At 71.6% G+C, this 19081-nt stretch carries 13 protein-coding genes; 4 read left to right on the forward strand and 9 right to left on the reverse strand.

Going from position 1 to position 19081, the window contains the following annotated elements:
• The 4 genes from ACRDSK_RS13270 to ACRDSK_RS13285 all read right to left on the reverse strand — a co-directional run.
• A partial coding sequence (locus ACRDSK_RS13270) for a type I polyketide synthase (RefSeq protein ID WP_431440832.1) occupies positions 1 to 3563 on the reverse strand: 3563 nt, incomplete at its 3' end.
• Entirely contained in the window at positions 3560 to 8569 is a 5010-nt protein-coding gene (locus ACRDSK_RS13275; RefSeq protein WP_431440833.1) for an amino acid adenylation domain-containing protein, read from the reverse strand. The genes ACRDSK_RS13270 and ACRDSK_RS13275, both read right to left, overlap by 4 nt.
• A gap of 53 nt (positions 8570 to 8622) precedes the next feature.
• Positions 8623 to 10119 (reverse strand): DHA2 family efflux MFS transporter permease subunit, encoded by a 1497-nt coding sequence (locus ACRDSK_RS13280; RefSeq protein WP_431440836.1) that lies wholly within the window; start codon positions 10117 to 10119, stop codon positions 8623 to 8625.
• A 109-nt stretch (positions 10120 to 10228) separates the two neighbouring features.
• Positions 10229 to 10684 carry a LapA family protein gene (locus ACRDSK_RS13285; RefSeq protein WP_431440837.1) on the reverse strand — a complete coding sequence of 152 codons (456 nt, stop codon included), beginning with the start codon at positions 10682 to 10684 and terminating at the stop codon, positions 10229 to 10231.
• Positions 10685 to 10834: 150 nt separating this feature from the next.
• Between ACRDSK_RS13285 and ACRDSK_RS13290 the strand changes: the two genes are divergently transcribed.
• The 3 genes from ACRDSK_RS13290 (at position 10835) to ACRDSK_RS13300 (ending at position 12462) form a co-directional block, all read left to right on the forward strand.
• Positions 10835 to 11161, forward strand: a complete 327-nt coding sequence (locus ACRDSK_RS13290; RefSeq protein ID WP_431440839.1) for a hypothetical protein — start codon at positions 10835 to 10837, stop codon at positions 11159 to 11161.
• A 236-nt stretch (positions 11162 to 11397) separates the two neighbouring features.
• Positions 11398 to 12129 (forward strand): ZIP family metal transporter, encoded by a 732-nt coding sequence (locus ACRDSK_RS13295; RefSeq protein WP_431440841.1) that lies wholly within the window; start codon positions 11398 to 11400, stop codon positions 12127 to 12129.
• Between the two features lie 147 nt (positions 12130 to 12276).
• The gene (locus ACRDSK_RS13300) at positions 12277 to 12462 is read left to right on the forward strand and encodes a hypothetical protein (protein ID WP_431440843.1); all 186 of its coding nucleotides are present in this window, start codon (positions 12277 to 12279) and stop codon (positions 12460 to 12462) included.
• A gap of 121 nt (positions 12463 to 12583) precedes the next feature.
• On the opposite strand, the gene ACRDSK_RS13305 is transcribed toward ACRDSK_RS13300, so the two are convergent.
• From ACRDSK_RS13305 to ACRDSK_RS13325, 5 genes are all read right to left on the reverse strand, one after another.
• On the reverse strand, positions 12584 to 13153 hold the full coding sequence (locus ACRDSK_RS13305; protein ID WP_431440845.1) for a DUF6292 family protein: 570 nt from the start codon (positions 13151 to 13153) through the stop codon (positions 12584 to 12586).
• A gap of 221 nt (positions 13154 to 13374) precedes the next feature.
• Complete coding sequence (locus ACRDSK_RS13310; RefSeq protein WP_431440848.1) at positions 13375 to 14424, reverse strand: fatty acid desaturase family protein; 1050 nt, start codon at positions 14422 to 14424, stop codon at positions 13375 to 13377.
• Positions 14425 to 15389: 965 nt separating this feature from the next.
• Entirely contained in the window at positions 15390 to 16283 is an 894-nt protein-coding gene (locus ACRDSK_RS13315) for a hypothetical protein (RefSeq protein WP_431440850.1), read from the reverse strand.
• Positions 16280 to 16858 (reverse strand): RNA polymerase sigma factor, encoded by a 579-nt coding sequence (locus ACRDSK_RS13320; RefSeq protein WP_431440852.1) that lies wholly within the window; start codon positions 16856 to 16858, stop codon positions 16280 to 16282. Before ACRDSK_RS13320 ends, ACRDSK_RS13315 begins: the two co-directional genes overlap by 4 nt.
• Before the next feature lie 171 nt (positions 16859 to 17029).
• Positions 17030 to 17542: a pyridoxamine 5'-phosphate oxidase family protein gene (locus ACRDSK_RS13325; protein ID WP_431440854.1), complete on the reverse strand. Its 513-nt coding sequence runs from the start codon at positions 17540 to 17542 to the stop codon at positions 17030 to 17032.
• 319 nt (positions 17543 to 17861) lie between these two features.
• Between ACRDSK_RS13325 and ACRDSK_RS13330 the strand changes: the two genes are divergently transcribed.
• Positions 17862 to 19079, forward strand: coding sequence for a PP2C family protein-serine/threonine phosphatase (locus ACRDSK_RS13330; protein ID WP_431440856.1), 1218 nt, complete (start codon positions 17862 to 17864; stop codon positions 19077 to 19079).
• Positions 19080 to 19081 lie beyond the last annotated feature (2 nt).

A 19081-nucleotide genomic window follows, 5' to 3' on the forward strand; every position in this document is an offset into this window, starting at 1 on the left:
GCGCGCGGGCGGTCGGTGGGCAGGGCCGGCGGTGCGGGTCGGTCGGCCAGCCGTTCGCGCCAGTAGGCCCGCTGCCGCTCCAGCGCATCGCCGTCGAGCTGCTCGCGTTGCCAGGCGGCGAAGTCGGGGTACTGCACGGCGAGCTCCGGCAGCTCCGCGGTGTGCCCGGCGACGGCTGCCGCGTAGTGCGTGGCGATCTCGCCCACCAGGTTGACCATCGACAGCGTGTCCGACACGACGTGGTGCAGGGTGAGCAGCAGGACATGGTCGGCGTCGGCGAGCCGAAGCAGCCGCGCTCGCAGCGGGGTCCGCGCCAGGTCGAACGGCTGGCTCGCCTCCTCGCGTGCGCGCCGCGCGGCCCACTCCTCTCCGGCGCCGGTCTCGACCGCCAGCGTGACCGGCACATCGGGCCGGATCCGCTGAGTCCACTCGGGACCGTCGTGGTGGAACGTGGCGCGCAGCGTCTCGTGTCGCGCGGCCACCGCATCGATGGCCCGAGCGAGGACGTCGGAGTCCAGCGGGCCCTCGACTCGCACCGCCACCGGCATGGCGAGCGCCGGGTTGCCGGGGTCGGCGGCCTCGAGCGCGAGCGTTCGTCGCTGGACGACCGACAGCGAGCGTTCGCCGGGCACCGGGCGGATCGGCGGCAGCTCGTCGGCCGGCAGGCTCGTCACGACCTGGGCACCCGTGCCGAGCATCGTCCGGATCCGCGTGGCGAGCCCGGCGACGGTCGGCTCATCGAACAGCAGCGCGAGCGGCAGGTCCACCGAGAACGCCGCGCGCAGCCGGGTGATCAGCTGGGCGGCGGTCAGCGAGTTGCCGCCGAGATCGAGGAAGCTCTCGTGGCGGCCGATGTCCTCGGTGCCGAGCCGCTCCTGCCAGATGCGCAGCACGGTGCCCTCGACGTCGTCCGCCTCCACGTCCGCGGCCGGCACGTCCACGGTGGAGTCGACGGGTGGCGGGGCCGGGACGTCCAGTCGGCAGTCCACGCTCTCGAACGGATAGCCGGGCAGCGGGACGCGGCGCCGGGACTCGGTGCGGTAGAAGGCATCCCAGTCGACCTCCACCCCGGCGCTCCACAGCGCGCCGAGCGCGGTGAGCAGCCCCCGGTGTCCCGCGGCGCGCCCGGTCATCGGCAAGGCCGGTAACGCCGTGGCCCGGCGCCGCAGCTGGCCCCGGGCGAACGCGGTGAGGTCGTGCCCGGGGCCCACCTCGACCAGAATCAGCGGGTCCGTGCCACCCGCGGCGAGGGTCTCCAGGGTGGCGGCGAAGCGGACCGGCTCGCGCATCTGCCTGGCCCAGTACGACGGGTCGCCGTCCTCGCCGGTCCACCAGGAGCCGGAGACGCCGGACAGCAACGGCACCGCGGGCGCCGTCCACGACAGTCCGCCCGCCACCGCGGCGAGCCCGGGCAGGGCCGGCTCGACCGCCGGCGAGTGGAAGGCGCGGCGCACCGGTAGCGGCCGACAGGTGTGCCCGTCGGCGGTCAGCCGTGCGCGCAGGTCCGCGATCGCGTCGACCGGTCCGGACACCACGCACCGGTCGTCGCCGTTCACCGCCGCCAGCGCCACCGGCGTGGCCAGGTAGGGCGCGAGCGCCGGCTCGTCGAGTCCGACCGCGAGCATCGCGCCCTCCGGCAGGGCGCGGACCAACCGTCCACGTGCGACGGTCAGCTCGGCGGCGTCCGCGAGCGGGAGCACGCCGGCGAGGCAGGTGGCCGCGTACTCGCCGAAGCTGTGGCCGGCGAACACGGCCGGCTGCACGCCCCAGGACACCAGCACGGTGGCGAGCGCGTGCTCCACGGCGAACAGCGCGGGGTGCGCGAGCTCCGGATCGTCGATCGGGCCGGTGCCCTCGAGCAGCGACGGCAGCAGCGGCCGACCGAGGCGCGGCTCGAGCCCGGCGAGGCAGGCGTCGAGCGCATCCCGGAAGGTCGGCTCGACCCGGTACAGCTCGCCGGCCATGCCGTGCACCGCGGCACCGTTGCCGGGGAAGAGGAAGCCGACCCGCGGCCGGTCGCCGACCGGCGTGGCCGGGCGCTCGGTGCCGACCGCCTCGGCCAACTCGTCGGGACCGGCCACCACGTACGCACGCCGGTACCGCAACGCGGTCCGCCCCACCGCTCGGGTGTAGGCGAGGTCGGCCATGGGCACACCATCCACTCGGGCCAGTTCAGTGGCCACTGTGGACAGTGCGGCCTCGGTGTGCGCGCTGACCGTGACGAGCTGGTGCGGCCGGTGGGACGGTGCCGGCTCCGCCGCGAGTGGTGGCTCGGCGACGACGGCGTGCACGTTGGTCCCGCCGATGCCGAACGAGGAAACCCCGGCCACCCGCGAGCCGGCCGGCCATGGCCGCGGCTCGGTGTTGACAGTGAACGGGCTCGCGGCGAAGTCGATGGCCGGGTTGGGCGACTCCAGGTGCAGGCTCGCGGGCAGCTCGCCGTGCCCGACCATCAGCGCGACCTTGATCAGCCCCGCGATACCCGCGGCGGTGTCGAGGTGGCCGACATTGGTCTTGACCGAGCCGATCGGGCAGTCCGCCACCCGGTCCGTGGTGCGCCGGAACGCCCGGGTGAGCGCCGCGATCTCGATCGGGTCGCCGAGCGGAGTGCCGGTGCCGTGCGCCTCGACGTAGCCGATGTCGGCGGCGGAGGTGTCGGCGAACGCGAGCGCCTCGGCGACCACCTCGGCCTGGGCGGCGACACTCGGCGCCGTGTAGCCCACCGAACGGTGACCCTCGTTGTTGATCGCCGAGCCGCGGATCACCGCGTGCACGTGGTCGCGGTCGGCGAGCGCCTCGGCGAGCGGCTTGAGCACCACGACGCCGGCGCCGTGGCCGGGCACGGTGCCGGCGGCCCGATGGTCGAACGCCCGGCAGTGCCCGTCGGGGGAGAGGATCATGCCCTCCTGATGGACGTACCCGGTGCGCTGCGGCTCGGACAGCGACACCGCGCCGGCGATCGCCATCCCGGACTGCTCGAGCAGCAGGCTCTGGCATGCCATGTGGACCGTGGCCAGGCCGGTGGAGCACGCGGTGTGCACGTTCATACTCTCGCCACGCAGTCCCAGCAGGAACGACACCTTGGTGGCCAGGTTCTGCGCCGCCGCGCTGCCGAGAGCCTCGTAGGCCGAGGCGGGGTCGGCGCCCAGCCGGCTCAACAAGGCCAGCTGGTGGCCGGAGGACCCGGCGCCGGCGTAGACCGAGATCCGCCCGGCGAACCGCTCCGGGTCGTACCCGGCGTCGTCCAACGCCGTCCAGGCGAGCTGGGCGAACACCCGCTGCTGCGGGTCCATCCACCGCGCCTCGCGCCGCGGGATGCCGAACAGGTCGTGGTCGAACAGCTCCGCGCCGTCCAGCACTCCGCCGGCCGGCACGAACCCGGGATGCGCACGGGCCTGCTCACCCACCAGCGGTGAGATCTCCAGCTCGTCATCGGCGAAGAACGAGATCGACTCGACGCCGGCTCGCAGGTTGCGCCAGAAGGTCGCGAGGTCGGGTGCGCCGGGGAAGCGTGCCGCCATGCCGATGATGGCGATCTCGTTGCCGGATAACGGCAGGGTCATGTGGTCGTTGCCTCTCTCCTGGCGCGTTTTCGTCTGGCCAGCGCGTCCCGGCGCGCGGCCGCCCGGTCGTCCGGAGCGGCATGCGCGGCACCGGTGTCGTCCCCGCCGAGGTGCCGGGCCAGCGCCTCGACCGTGGGGTGCTCGAACAGGTCGGTGACCGCGACCGGCCGCCCGAGCCGGTCGCTCAGCCTGCTGGTCACCTGGGCGACCAGCAGCGAGCTGCCGCCGAGGTCGTCGAAGAACTGGTCCCGCACGCCGACCTCGGACACACCGAGCACGCCCGCCCACACCCGGGCCACGACACGTTCGAGCTCCGTGCGCGGGTCGAGCCGTTCGCCCGCGCCGCGGTCGGCAGGCGACGGCGGCGGCAGGGCACCGCGGTCGAGCTTGCCCGCGGGGGTCAGCGGCAGCCGGTCCAGGTGCACGAACGCCGCCGGCACCAACGGTTCCGGCAACTCGGCCCGCAGCCGGTCGCGCAGCTCGTCGACCGGCAGCCGGTCCGCGGTCACCAGGTAGGCGACCAGCTCGGTACCGTCGCCCGGCGCCGGCCGAGGCACCACGGCGACCTCCCGCAGGCCGACCATCGCGCGCAGCCGTGCCGCGGTCTCGCCTGGCTCGACCCGTACACCGCGGATCTTGACCTGGTCGTCGACGCGGCCGAGGAAGTCCAGCGCGCCGTCCGGCCGCCACCGCGCGCGGTCACCGGTCCGGTACATCCGTCCACCCGGGACGGTCCGGAAGGGGTCCGGAAGGAACCGCTCGGCGGTGCGTCCCGGCTGCCCGAGGTAGCCCCTGGCGAGCCCGGCCCCGCCGAGGTACAGCTCGCCGGGCACGCCGACCGGCACCGGCCGAAGCCGAGCGTCGAGCACGTAGGCGCGCACGCCGCGGATCGGGCGACCGATCGGTGGGCGGACGGGGTCGTCCGTGACGCAGGTGGCGAGCGTGGCGCAGATGGTGGCCTCGGTCGGGCCGTATGCGTTGACGAAGCGGCGTCCCGGCGCCCACCTGGTGACCAGGTCGGCCGGGCAGGGCTCGGCGCCGGCCACGATCCCGGTCAGCTCCGGCAACGCGGCCTCTGGCAGGGCGGCGAGCACGGACGGGGACAGGGCGGCGGTCGTGATCCGCTGTGCGGCGAGTAGTCCGACCAGCTCGGGGCCCGGCACGGCGGCGTCCGGCGGCGCGACGTGCAGTGCGGCACCGTGCAGGTGTGCGAGCAGGATCTCCACCACGGACACGTCGAACGCGGACGAGGCGTGCCGCAGCACGCGGCTCGACGTGGTGACGCCGAGCGCCGTCGCCTCCGCGGCGGCCACGGCGCCGACACCGCGGTGCGGCACGAGCACACCCTTGGGCCGCCCGGTCGAGCCGGACGTGTGGATGACGTAGGCGAGGTCGTCCGGGCCCAGCGTCGGATCGCCGGGGAACGGCCGCGACGGCGGCCAGTTCTCGTCGAGGTACAAGCGAGGCAGCCCGCCCGGCAGGTCACCGGCGATCGCGCGATGGGTGAGCAGGACGGCCGGTGCCGCGTCTCCGACGAGCAGGGCGAGTCGGACAGCCGGGAGGTCCGGGGCTAGTGGCAGATACGCCGCACCTGCCTTGAGCACCGCCCAGAACGCGACGACCCCGTCGAGCCCGCGCGGCGTGTGGACTCCGACTCGCTCGCCCCGGCGCACCCCGAACCGCTCGCGCAGCACCCCGGCCAACCGGCTCGATCGCTCGTCCAGCTCGGCGTAGGACAGCGACCGCCCGCCGAACACCACCGCGACCGCTCCGCCGCGCTCGGCCACCTGGCGCGCGAACGCGGCCGGCAGTGTGTCCGGCTCGGCTGCCTCCCCGCCGTCGCCGAAGGCGAGCACGGCCTCGTGGTCGCCGGCCGGCTCCCACGCGTCCAGCGGCTCGTCGGGTGCCGCCACCGCGTGCGCCAGCAGCGCGGGGAGCTGCTCGCCCAGCCGGGCCACGGTCGGCGGGAGGAAGAGGTCGGTGCGGTACTCCAGCACGCAGCTCAGCCCACTGTCCACTTCGGCCAGCATGAGCGACAGGTCGAACATCGCGTCGCGCCGGGGGAGCGGGAACGGGGTGGCCTCGAGACCGCCGAGGCACACGGTCGCGCTCTGGTCGTCGACCGCGAAGGCGGCGACATCCGGGCGTCCGGGCGGTGACTGCTGCAGGGTCATCGTCACCTGCATGAGCGGTGGCCGGCCGGGGTCGCGAACCGGTCGAAGCGCTTCGACCAGTCGCGGGAAGGGCACCGCGTGGTCGAGGGCATCGAGCACCGTTGCGCGCGTGGCCGCCACCAGCTGCTGGAACGTTGCGCCGGTCGGGACCCGCACCCGCAGCGGCACCGGATTGACGAAATACCCGACCGTCCCGGCGCTGTCCCGGTTGTCCCGCCCCGCGGTGGGCGTGCCGACAACCAGGTCGTCGCCTGCGTACTTGCTCAGCAGTGCGGCGAACCCGGCCAGCAGAGTGACGAAACGCGTGGTCGAGGCCCGGCGCGCCACCGCGTCGACCCCGGCCAGCGTGGCGGCGTCGACGCGGAACTCGTGTGCCGTCCCGCGCAACGACTGCAGCCGCGGGCGCGGGAGGTCGGTCGGCAACTCCACCGCCGCGGGTGCCCCGGCCAGCACGCCTCGCCAGTGGTCGAGCCGCACGTCGAGGTCGGCCACCGAGGCGGGTCCAGTGCTCGGCGGCGGCGTGATTCCGGCCGGGGCGCCGGTCAGCTCGGCGGCGTAGAGCGCGAGCAGGTCGGCCACCAGCACCGCCATCGACCAGAAGTCGACGATCACGTGGTGCACCGACAGCAGCAGGACGTGGTCCTCCGGCGTGCGGGTGAACAGCGCGACGCGCAGCAGCGGGCCCCGGGCGAGGTCGAAGCGTTGCCGTGCGACGGAGTCGACCAGCCGGCGCAGCTCGTCGTCGGCGAGCCCGGCCGCGTCGTGCCGGGCCAGCACGGAGTAGTCGTCGGCGGACATCCGCAGCACCGGCTCACCGCGTTCGGCCGGGAAGGTCGAGCGCAGCGCTTCGTGTCGCGCGACCAGTGCGCGCAGCGCCCGTTCCAGCGCGGGAACCTCCAGCGGGGATCGGATCCGTGCGGCTCTGGTGACCTGGTAGGCGGTCGCGTCCGGGTCCCACTGCTGCAGGAACCACAGCGCACGCTGCCCGTCGCTGACCGTCGCCGGGTCGGTGACCGGCGGAGGATCGGCCGGGGCACGTTCGGCCAGCTCGCCGGCCGTGATACCGCCCAGCAGCTCGGAGATCGACACGTCCACCCCGAGCCGCGCGCGCAGCTCGATGGCCCGCAACGAGTCCAGGCCGAGCTCGGTCAGCGGCGTGTCCGGCGCGGCACCGGCGAGCTGGTCGAGCACGTCGGTCGTGGTCTCGTCCCAGCGGGCGAGAACGTCCGGTTGGTCGTCGAGCAGTGCCTGGCGGCAGGCATGCCGCATGATCTTGCCGCTGGAGGTCTTGGGAATGGTGCGCGGCGCCAGCAGCACCACCGCGGCCGGCTGGACCTCGTGGAACTCGGCGAGCACCCGCCGGATCGCCGTGACGGTGGCGGCCGGGTCCGTGCCCGTCGCGACCTCCGCGGTCATCGCCACCCGCTCCTCGTCGTCCCTTGGCACGCCGAACGCGGCGCTGCAGCCCGGCCGGACACCGGCGACGAGCCGCTCGACGGTGTGTTCGAGGTCCTGCGGGTGCAGGTTGCGGCCGCGGACGATGATCAGGTCCTTGACCCGGCCGGTGACCATCAGCTCACCGCTGGGGTCGAGGAAGCCGAGGTCACCGGTGCGCAGGTACCGCCGGTCCGGGTCGCCGGCGCGCCGGGCGTGGAAGACCTCCGCCGTCTCCGCCGGCTGGTTCCAGTAGCCGGCGGCCACGCTCGGTCCGCTCACCCAGATCTCGCCCTCCGACCCGGCCGGCAACGCCGCGCGGGTCCCGGGGTCGACGACGGCCACGGTCTGGTCGCCGAGAGCCGAGCCGCACCCGACGTGCGTGACGCCGTCGCGCTCCACCGTGACGGGCGGGGCGCTCGCCGCCCCGCCGGTGACGATCAGCGTGCTTTCGGCGAGGCCGTAGCACGGGTAGAACGCCGATCGGCGAAAGCCGGCCGGGGCGAACGCCTCGGCGAACCGGTCGAGGGTCGCCGCGCGGACCGGCTCCGCGCCGCAGAACGCGACCGACCACCGGGACAGGTCCAGCTCGGCCCGCTGAGCCGGAGTGCTGCGGCGAACGCACAGCTCGAAGGCGAAGTTCGGGCCGCCGCTGACCGTCGCGCCGTACCTGGAAACGGTTTCCAGCCAGATCATCGGCCGCGCGAGGAATGTCAACGGGGACATGAGGACCAGCGGCATGCCGGCATAGAGCGGCTGCAGGATCCCGCCGATCAGCCCCATGTCGTGGTAGGGCGGCAGCCAGCTCACGCCGACCGACTCCGGCGTGGTGCCGAACCCGAGCCGCACCGACTCGGCGTTGTGCAACAGGTTCGCGTGGCTGAGCAGCACGCCCTTGGGCCGGCCGGTCGAGCCGGACGTGTACTGCAGCAGCGCCGGGGCGTCGGCCGGCAACTCCGGTGGGGACCACGCCGGGTCGTCGGGCACGTTGTCGGTCGCGAGCCAGGTGAGGTCGGCGAGCTCCGCCACGGCCGGCAGCGCCTCGGCGAGGCCGGCGACCGTCAGCGCGAGAGTCGCGCCGCAGTCGGCGGCCAGCGCGCGCAGGCGGGGGAGCGTGCGGTCGAGCCGCGCGGGGTCCGGCGGGTAGGCGGGCACCGCGATCGCGCCGGCGTACAGGCAGCCGAGGAAGGCCTCGACGAACGCGCGGCCGGGAGGGAACAGCAGCAGGACGGGTCGGCCGGTGCCTCCGTGGGCCGAGACGGCGGCGGCGACCCGGCGCGCGGCCGAGTCGAGCTCGGCGAATGTCACTGCTGTCTCGTGTTCCTCGAGAAACACAAAAGCACGGCCCGATGCCCGGGCCTCGGCACGTCGTCGTACGAGACTGCCGACATTTGGCACCCGAGCAAACTAGGGCGAAAGGAAGATTTTTCGCAAGTGTGACGGAAAGATGGTCAAGAATTGACGGCTCGGGTGGGCAGGACCGCGACGGCGAGCACCGCGCCGCCGAGCATCACCACCGCGCACAGGACCAGCAGCGTGCTCATCCCGTTGCTGAACGCCTCCCGCACGGAGTCCGCCAGCCGCTGCGAGTCCTCCGTGCGCGCGACCCGCAGTCCCGCGGCCGCGGTGTCGAGCACGGCGCCCGCGTCTGAACCCGACACGCCGGAAGCATCCACAGTGGACCGATAGCTCGCGTTGAGCGCCGTGCCGAGTACAGCGACCCCGAGCGTGCCGCCGACCTGCCGCAACGCGTGCACCAGCCCGCCGCCGACCCCGCTGTCCTCGGCGGCGAGCGCGCCGATCGCGGCGTTCATCGCGGGCGGCAGCGCGAGGCCGAGGCCCAGCCCCGCCACCGCCATCCAGCCGGCGGCGAACCCGTAGCCGTCGCCGACCGCGGCCGTCGCGCCGATCAGCAGCCCCGCGGCCATCAGGACGAACCCGGCCGCCACCACGGCTTTCTCCCCCAACGGAGCGAGCAGGCGCTCGCCGACCTGCACCCCGACGAGCAGGCCGCCGATGACTGGCAGCAGGCGCAACCCGGTGCCGAACGCGTCGGTGTCCCACATCGCCTGGAAGTACTGCGGGAGCACGAAGATCGCGCCCATCATCGTGAACGATGCGAGCGTGGCCAGCGTCGCGCCGGAGGCGAAGCCGGTCGACCGGAACAGGTCCAGGTCGACCAGCGGGTGGCGGGCGCGCCGCAGCCACAGGACGAAGCCGGTCAGCAGCGCGGCGCCGGCCAGTACGGGAACCGCCGTCGCCGCCGTCCAGCCGAGGCTTCCGGCCGCGGTCAGCCCGTAGGTCAGCGCGACCAGGCCGGCGCTGGACAGCCCGACACCGACGAAGTCGACCGGCCGACGACCGGAACCGGGCGTGGACGGGACCAGCCACGCGATCGCGACCGCCCCGACCACCACCAACGGCACATTGATCAGGAACACCGAGCCCCACCAGTAATGGTCGAGCAGCCAGCCGCCGAGAACCGGCCCGAGCGGGATGCCCACCGTGGTGGCGGTGGTCCACAGGGCGATCGCCCGCGGCCGCTCGGCGTCGGAGAACAACACCCGCAGCAGGGAGATCGACAACGGAATCATGAACGCGGCGCCCACCCCGAGCGCGACCCGAGCGACGATCAGCAGCTCCGCCGAGCCCGCAAACGCACAACCGACCGAGGCGACACCGAACACCGCGAGCGCGCCCAGGAACATGCGCTTGCGCCCGAACCGGTCACCGAGCATCCCGGCAGGCAACAGCCCGGCGGCGAGTACGAGCGTGTAGGCGTTGGCGAACCACTGCAACTCCGTGGTCGACGCCCCGAGCCCGGTGGCCAACGTGGGCAACGCGACATGCAGCACCGTCACGTCGAGCCCCACGGTCAACAAGGCCACCGCGATGGCCCCGAGTGCCCACCACCGCCGGGGGACGGAGGCGCTTTCCAGGGACGGCATCCGCCGATTCTGGCAGGAGGTAAGCCCGCTCCGTTCATGTACCGAGGACTCCGGGTGTGACACCGATCGGCGAACAGGGTTTCTGGGCGGACCAGTAGTCCGCGAAGTCCTAACGGCGTGCCGCCTTGCGCAGCTGAAGAATTCGGACCGTACCGGGCAGGGCGATGAGTAGTGCGCCGGCTGCCACGCCGAGCAGGATCGCGACCGCCAGGGGAAGTTGACCGGTGAATCCGAAGTAGTCGACCCGCACCGTCTGCGAGTTCTGCAGGATGAAGACGAGCAGCAGCACCAGGATGACGGCCGCGGCGATCAGACCGATCCACAGCCCGCCGAACCGGCTCCGTCTGATGACCGGATCTTCAACCTCGGGTCGGTCGTTGGTGGGCGGCCGATGAGGTAGTGGCGCTTGGTCGTCCGGGGGCGCTCCGCTCGGCAGCGCGGGTTCGGCGGGCGACATGGGTTCGGTGGGTGGCCTGGAGGTCTGGCCTTCGGCCGGGTCCCCGGGCGGGCGAAACTGGGTCATCGTGTCCTCCGTTTTCGGCAGGGATGGGCGAACCGCCGCCATACTCGGCTACCCCGACATCGGTACATTCCACCTACTCCTCCCAACGCACTTCTCACCCCGATCGGTGTGGTCAGGCACTGGGCGGCCGCAGCCTGGCGAGCGGCGCATGGGCGGTGAGGGACTCCATCGAGGGTGCCGGGCGGCGGCGACGTGACCCGCTACGTCGGCCGGCGGCGTGCCGGCGAAGGTGTTCGACGGCCTCCGACCGCCTCGCTCGCCGACCGTTCGCCGAGCGCCCTCGATGGTCTTGCACGGCCGTCATGTCGCCGGGGGTTGGCGGTGGTGGCGCTGGGTATGTCTGAGTCGGCAAACGGAGTAAGGGAGATCATGATGGCTGGTCTGTTGAACCGGATCAAGAATGCGCTGCGCAGTCCCAAGGGGCAGCAGATGACGAACAAGGCGCGCGAAATGGCGAAGGATCCGCGCAATCGTGACCGCGCCCGTCAGGCCGCGCAGAAGCTTCGTCGCAAGCGTTGACAGGGCCAACGCCGGGGTGAAGATGTTGGTCCGGCGTCAGGTGGTGCCGGGCAAGTCGACGCTGACACCTGCTTGCGAGCGTTGCCGCAGGTGCTGGGCGGCGTGAACGGCGCGCAAAGGGGCGAACAGCTTGAACAGCAACACCTCTTGCTTCGGCTGCCCGGAAGTTCTCCGTGGCCCACTCGCCCTGCTCCCGGTTGGCTGGCGCGTTCGTCGACCGCCAGAACGGATCGCCGATGCTCATCTCAGTGTTGTTCGGCCTGGCCGCATCGAGTGCGCTGGTGATCGGCGCGGTCGTGGGTTCGCTGTGGCGCCCGCCGCGTCGGGTCACCGGTGTCTTGCTGGCCTTTGCCAGTGGAGCGCTGATCTCCGCGCTCGCCTTTGAGCTGTTCGAGGAGGCGTTCCACCTCGGCGGCGCGGTGCGGTCCGGGCTCGGTCTCCTGGCCGGGGCTGCCGCGTTCGTGGTCGCGGACTCCACCCTCGACCGCTATATCACCGGCCACGCCGGACCCGAGGAGCGGGAGGTGACCAAGGCCGGCTCGCGTGGCGGCGTCGGCCTCGCGCTGCTCGCCGCGGTGACTTTGGATGGCGTGCCGGAGAACCTCGCGCTCGGCGTGTCGCTCGTCAGCGGGGTGTCGTTGACATTGCTCGTGGCGATCTTCTTCTCCAATCTCCCGGAGTCACTGGTCGGTGCCGTCGCCATGCGCGAGGCGGGGCAGAGCAAGCGAACCGTCATCGCGACATGGACGGTATGCGCGCTGTTGCTGACCGCAGCAGTCGTGGCCGGCAGGCTGGTCGCGGGCGGCCTGAGCGACAACGTGCTGGCCGTCGCACTGTCCTTCGCCGGCGGAGCGGTGATCGCGTCACTGGCCGACACCCTGATGCCCGAGGCGTTCGAGCACGGGCGACCGCTCAACGCGTTCGCCACAGCGGGGGGCTTCTTCCTGTCGTTCGTCCTCGCCGCCTGACAGGCAGGCAAACCCTGTCCGGCATGGGTCTACGTCGAGTTCGTCATCGACGCCTACTCCCGCCGCATCCTCACCTGACATGCCGCCAAGGCGCGGCACGCTCCGACGGATGCTGAACTCCAGCTGTTCGGACCGGTGGGGAGGGTCGTGGGGTCGGCGTTCTTCGGCTGGCTCACCGCAATCAGCTCCGCCGTCTTCTTGACCGCCTTGGGCGCCTACACGGAGGCGAAGGTGGCCATGTTCCGGACGGCCGACACGGAGTTCGCGCCGTGGACCGTGGTCAAGAGCGCACGGACCGAGGCCATGCGCAGTGTCCTGTCGCGGCTCGCCTAGGTTCGCCGGTCCAGCAGGTGACCGCTCCGGATCCACCCATCCGGCAGTTCTACCTGCCAAGCAACGAAACCTCCTACTTCGGACTGTCAGCGGTGGATGTTGGTCACCCACTCGTCGTCGGTCATGCCTGGCAGACGACGGCCATCTTCTCGGCCAGCACGGCGCGTTCGGTCAGCGGCAACACCGGCCGGATCCGCGTCACTCCGCGGCCGGCCGCCGCATCGATGACGAACCGCGCGATCTCGGCGGGTGGGGGCACAATGTCACCGTCAAGGTAGGCGACGATGGCGGGTGCCTCGGCGGGGGTTGTCTCCACCCCGACGAACCAGCCGAGCCGCTCGTCCCACACCAGCATCAGGTCGTGGGCGGGTCGGGTGGAGCACCGGAGGTCGAGGCCGAGGTAGGCGGTGGCCGTGTCGCTCACCTCGTACCCCGTCGCCTCGGCCGGCACGCCGACCGCGGCCGCCACCTGGTGAATGTAGACAGCCAGCCGGCGGCTGAGCGTCACCGGGCGTATCGCCGTGTCGTTCAGGCCGAGCATTGACAGCAGAGCGGTGAACTCGGTGCGGTCACGGGCCTGGCCGGCGACCGTCCGGACGGCGCGCTGTTGCTGGTCGGTCCGTTCTTCCTCCGCCCGTAGGCGTGCCTCGTCGAAGTGGGACCGCGTGTTGGTGTGCCGGCTCGGTGTCATCGTCCTCCGGTCGATCATCGGTGGTCTGGCGGCTGGTGCCCGGTCGACTCTCCGACACGGGCGAGGAGGGGCGTCCTGACATGCTCATTCCTGGCGGCGACATGGCTGCCCGATGGCCCAAGCTGAAGACGGGGCCGTCTGTCGGAGCGTATTCCCGAGGTGAAGTCCACCGGTCGGCATCCTGGCAGGGGGAATCAGCTGGTTCGTGATGTCCGCCGGCCTCAGGCGGTGGACGGGTCTCGCGGGCGTCCACGCTGGCGGAGTGGGGCGCCGACAGCGTGGAGGTGTTGCAGGACGTGTGTGTAGGAACGCATCAGGCCGCACTGGGTGTAGTCGATGCCGTGACGGACGCAGAAAGCCTGCACAAGTGCCTGGGCGCGCCGCAGGTTGGGACGGGGCATGCTCGGGAACAGGTGGTGCTCGACCTGGTAGTTGAGTCCGCCGAGGATGAAGTCGACGTGCCGACTGCCGCGTACGTTGCGGGAGGTCAGGACCTGCTTGCGGAGGAAGTCGAGCTGATGGCCCGCGGCGAGAGTGGGCATTCCCTTGTGGTTCGGTGCAAACGAGCAACCCATGTAGACGCCCCACAGACCTTGGTGAACGGCGATGAACACGAGTCCGGTGAGAGGTGAGAGCACGACGAACACGGCCGTCAGGTAGATGACCATGTGCGCGACGAGGACGGTCGCCTCGAGTACGCGCGGTTTGCGTCGGAGGTGCCAGACGTGCTGGATTCCGTTCCAGTGCAGGTTCAGGCCTTCGGCCAGCAGCAGCGGGAAGAACAGGTATGCCTGGTGCTTGGCCATCCAGAGTGTGAAGCCACGCTTGTTCAGTCCCTGGGAGCGGGTGAAGGCGAGCGCGGGGATGTCGAGGTCTGGGTCGTTGTCCTCGTGGTTGGGGTTGGCGTGGTGCCGACTGTGCTTGCCGACCCACCAGTCGTAGCTGAGTCCGACCAGACCGCCGTGCAGGTAGCCCACGACGTCGTTGGCGCGGCGGGCTCTGAAGATCTGCTTGTGCCCGGCGTCGTGACCGATGAACGACAGCTGTGTGAACATGACGGCGAAGAACACCGCCATGAGAAGTTGCCACCACGAGTCGCCGATGGCCACGAACGCGACGCAGCCCGCAGCGAAGACGGCGAGGTTGAGCACGATTCTGATCAGGTAGTAGCCGCGCCGCCGGTCGAGTAGACCGGCGGCCCTGATCTCGCGCGAGAGCGATGCGTAGTCGCTGCCCCGAACGTGTGGTTCGGAGTATGTCGTTGAAGTCATTTGCGTGTCCTACCCACTGTGTTGCCACATTTTCGTAGTTTGGTTCGGGCAGGGTGCCTCCGCTGCGGCCTCGCGAACAGACGACAGCGTCCACAAAGGACGGACGGCGAGTCGTCGTGCCAGCAGACCGCAGGCCTCTCCCCGCGGGCTGGCCCGGTCGCGGGGAGATACGCATGACAGGGAAGTCCTGGACCGCAGGCAGACCACGACGGGCCTACAGCTGGATCCTTCGGCGAACGTTCGAAACCGGGATGTCGGCGAGTTACCTCGACATCGGTGACGGTGAACGGTGCAGCCAAGCCGAGACTAACACGGTCGGTGACGCCATGACCGGTAAGGCTGGATGATCCTGCACACGTGATCGCGTCGAGAAAACGGGCTGGGTGGATCGCTCCGGATCATCGCCGGGCCTGCGCGGCTTGCTGCCCCGCCGTCTGCGGTGCGGGATACATTCGCGTAGTATGGTGGGGAGTACCAGCGCTGAGAGCCGACTCGGTTGTCGCTCAGGTTGCTGTGATGCCGGTTCCGAGTTTGTGAAGTCCGCCGGACCGGTCACTCTTCGCTTCCCGCCACGTCGCATCGACGAGATGCCAGATGGCGGCCACGACGTTCAAGGAGTACCGAATGACATCCGCATCCCGCGGTTCGAACGACGCTGCAGCTACAGGCCCGGCGCCTGCTACCAGCATGGTGTTCAGCCATCCCACCGCTGGTGAGGAGGCGGCGCGCACCTCGGTTCGAGGGCGTGATGACGAAGCCGCGCACGACATCGCCTTCTCGACACAAGCGCCCGGCGATGGCAAGCCGCGCCGTCGAGCGCAATAGCGCGCGAACGGTGCCGTAGGCGCGATTCGCGCCCGACTGGCGGCCGCGATCACGGGGCGTGGAGACTGCCGACGACCGTCAAACCGCGAGATGCGGCCGGACCATCATGCTGACCTGAGGCGCGGCCCGGGTCACACTGATCAGCGCCAGGGCACCGCCTCGCGGCAGGTGCTCGGGTCGGCGCTGGTGCCCCATGGGAGGAGTGCTCCACCCGGGGCCCGGTAGCAGGTGAGGTAGTACCTGCTCTGATCGACCGTGCCGATCAGCTCGCCGCGTGCGTCGTAGGCCCGCACCACGCCGTTCTGCCGCGCCTCCGCCTCCGAGGCGTCCCAGTCGTTCGGGTGCAGGATGCGCGCGACGTAGGTTCCGTTGTCGACGACGGCGTCCGTGGTAACCCCTCCGGTCGTGTAGGTCACCCGGGCGACATCGGAGGTGACCCGGCCAATTGCCGTCTCCAGCCCGGCATTCGCCCCATCACCGGGAGTGGCTCCGCTCAGGTCGAGGCTGACCGGCCCCGGCAGCCAGTCCAACGGGCCGCGGGCACCAATGCCTGGGCCGAGTAGCGAGTCCGCGACACCCAAGGGGCACTCGATGGCCTCGCCGTCCGGGGTGTAGAGCACCGCGGTCCGCCCGGCGGCGTCCTCGATCAGCCGGTACAGCACGGCGCGCTGCTTGCCGGCCTCGCCCGCACAGTTCCGCTCGATCTCGTTCCGGCGGTCCGGCGAGACTCCCGGGATCGCCGGTGACGGTCGCGCGCCCGGCGGTGGCGGAGCCGTGCTGATGGGAGGCGAAAACGTCCCGGTGGAGGGCGGAGCCGTGGGTGTCGGCCCGGCCGGGATCCGGTAGTCATCGCCCTGGGTGGATGGCCACACGACGAGCGTGACGAGGACGACCGCGACTGCCGCCGAGGCGGTGAGGGCGGGCACCAGCCAGACTCGGCGCGGCCGGCGGGTTACCGCGCGCTCGAGCTCGGCCCGGATGCGGGTTCGCTTGTGCGGGTGCAGGTCGCGGGGTGCGGGCAGGGTGGGGTTCATGGCTGCTCCACGGGAGTAGACGTGACGGCGAGTGCGTCCGCGAGCCGGGATCGTGCCTTGCTGACCCGGGCGCGAACGCTGCCCTCGGCGATGCCCAGCACTGCAGCAGCGTCCGAATAGGACACTTCTGACCAGATGCAGAGTGCCAGTGCCTCCTGCTGGGTGCGCGGCAGCTGGCGCACGGCGGCCAGCACCGTGGCCATCCGCCGTTCGTCGTCCACCCGGGCGGCGACGTCGTCGGCGTGGTCGGCGACCGCGTGCTCGGCCGGCACCCGTCCGGCGAGCCGTAGCCTGCGCAGCACGCCGCGGCGGTGGTTGCGCGCCACGTTGGTGGCCACCGCGAGCAGCCACGGCAACGACGAGTCGTGTTCGAGGCGCACCTTGGTCCGCTTGCGCCACGCCTGCAGGAACGTCGACTGCGTCAGGTCCTCCGCGGCCGACCACGAGGCGGTGAGCCGGAAGCAGTGGTTGTACACCGCCCTGGCATGCCGGTCGAACAGCACACCGAAGGCGGCCCCGCTACCGGCCGCAGCGCTCGACCACAGCTGCCCGTCGGTCGGGTCGTCGGTCGTCATGCTCTAGTAGTGTCCGCCAGGCACCACCCTGTTGCCGCCGCCACCACGTTCGTGCCGTAGCTCGGTGCGGGCAAGCGACCGTGGCTTCCATGCGAGCGCGCCGACGACGGTGGGGTCGGGCCACATCTACCCGATGCCCGCCCTCATCCTGCGGAGCTGACCGGACCGCGGTCAGAAGCGGTAGCGGGTCTGGCCGAACTTTCCTTTCCCTTTGGTGAAGGCGAACGCGGTGACCGGCTCGACCCGGTACACCACCGCACCGACCCCGCCGGCCTGCCAGAACATGCCGTCGGCGACGTCGTAGCGCCAGAACTCGCCGTACTTCGCCGTCCAGGCGGCGGCAAGCTCGTGCAAGGTGGCGTCATCCACGATTCGTCGGGCGGTGCCCTCGAGCACCACGTCCACGCCCGCCCAGTGCGTGTTCATCCCGGTGGTGAGTACGCAGTGCGGGTTCCCGGCGATGTTGCGCGCCTTGCGCTCGTCCGGGCCGGTGCAGAAATGTGGCGCACCGTCGTGCCATACCGCGGGCAGCGGCGTGACGTGCGGCTTGCCATCCGGGCGGACCGTGGACAGCCAGGACAGCTCCGCTCGCACCAGCAGGTCCAGGGTGTCCGGCCAGGGATGTGCTTCGGTGATCTCGCTGTAGCGTGGGTCGAGCTCGGTCACCGGCGTTCGGCGGGTCATGGGACAGCTCCTTGGTCGACGAAGCGTTCGCGGGAGTGTTGACCGGCTCCGCCTCGAAAAGTCATCGCGTCCGTCGGGCGCTGAGATGTGCCGGAGTCGCGGTGCAGGGCTTTGCCTGTACCGCCCGACACCACCGCTGCTGGTCAAGCCGCGTAGCGGGTCCGGGCTCGTGCTGGCCTGGAGGTTTCTCGGCCGCGTTTGCGGTCTCGGAGTGTTGCAAGGTCTGCCTTTGCTGGGCGGGCACCCACCGCGGTGGTGGGACAGTGGTGCGGCGCTGTTGAGCAAGCGAGTGACGGAGGCCGGGGCATAGGGTGAGGCGGTGGAGGACCCCGGGGAGTTGCGCCGGCGCGTGCTGGAAGCCGTGACCGATGGTGCGTTGGCCGAGTTGGAGTTCGACAAGCTGGTGGACGTCCTCCTGGGACGGGTGCGGGAGCTGTTCGCCGTCGACACGGTGACGGTGCTGCTGCTCGGGCCGGCCGGTGAGCAGCTGGTGGCGACCTCGGCCTTGGGCCTCGAGGAGGAGGTCTACCAGGGTGTGCGGGTGCCGGTCGGCGTCGGGTTCGCCGGGCGTATCGCGGCCCGGCGTGAGCCGATGGCGCTCGAGGAGGTCAACGCCTCCACGGTGGTCAACCCGCTGCTGGCCGAGCGCGGCCTGCGGACGTTGCTCGGCGCGCCGATGATCGCCGGCGGCCAGCTGACCGGTGTGCTGCACATCGGTTGCACAGCGGCTCGCCGCTTCACCGACGCGGAGGTGGAGTCGCTGCAGCTGGTGGCCGACCGGCTGGCGTTGGCCGCGCTGGCCTACCGGTCCCGTTCCGAACGTGCCGCGACGACCTTGCTGCAGGACAGCCTGCTGCCCTCCCGGCTGCCGGCCGTCCCCGGCTGGGAGCTCGCCGCGCGATACGTCCCGGGCACCGAGGCCGGTGTCGGCGGTGACTGGTACGACGTGCTGCCCCTGTCCGACCGGCGGTTCGGGCTGGTCATCGGCGACGTCGTGGGTAACGGGCTGGCCGCTGCCGTGGTGATGGGGCGGCTGCGCAGCGCGCTGCGTGCCTACGCGCTGGAGTTTCCCGACCCCGCCGACGTGCTCGGCAAGCTTGACCGAAAGGCGAGCCACTTCGAGCGCAACACCATGGCCACCGTGGGCTACGCGGTGATCGACATGGCCACGTCCACGATGCGGGTCGCCTTGGCTGGACATCTGCCGCCCGTGATAGCCCTCCCCGGCCGGCCGGCGGTGTTGGCCGAGGTCCCGCTGGGACCGCCGGTCGGCCGAGCCCTGGCGATCCACGGGCGTCGCAGCGGCACGGTCGAGCTGCCGCCGGGCGCTCTGGTGGCGTTGTTCACCGACGGGCTCGTCGAGCGCCGCGACTCCACCATCGACGACGGCCTAGCGCGACTGTTGTCCACTGTGGACGATCGAGGTGACGACGAACCGGCCGAGTCCGTCGGCGCCCACATCATGGCCACGATGGTCGGTGCGCACGCCGCCGCGGACGACATCGCCTTGCTCACCGCCCGCCACACCGCAGGCTAGGA

It is taken from the genome of Actinophytocola sp. (assembly GCF_050699915.1).
In the GTDB taxonomy this organism is placed as follows: Bacteria; Actinomycetota; Actinomycetes; order Mycobacteriales; family Pseudonocardiaceae; genus Actinophytocola.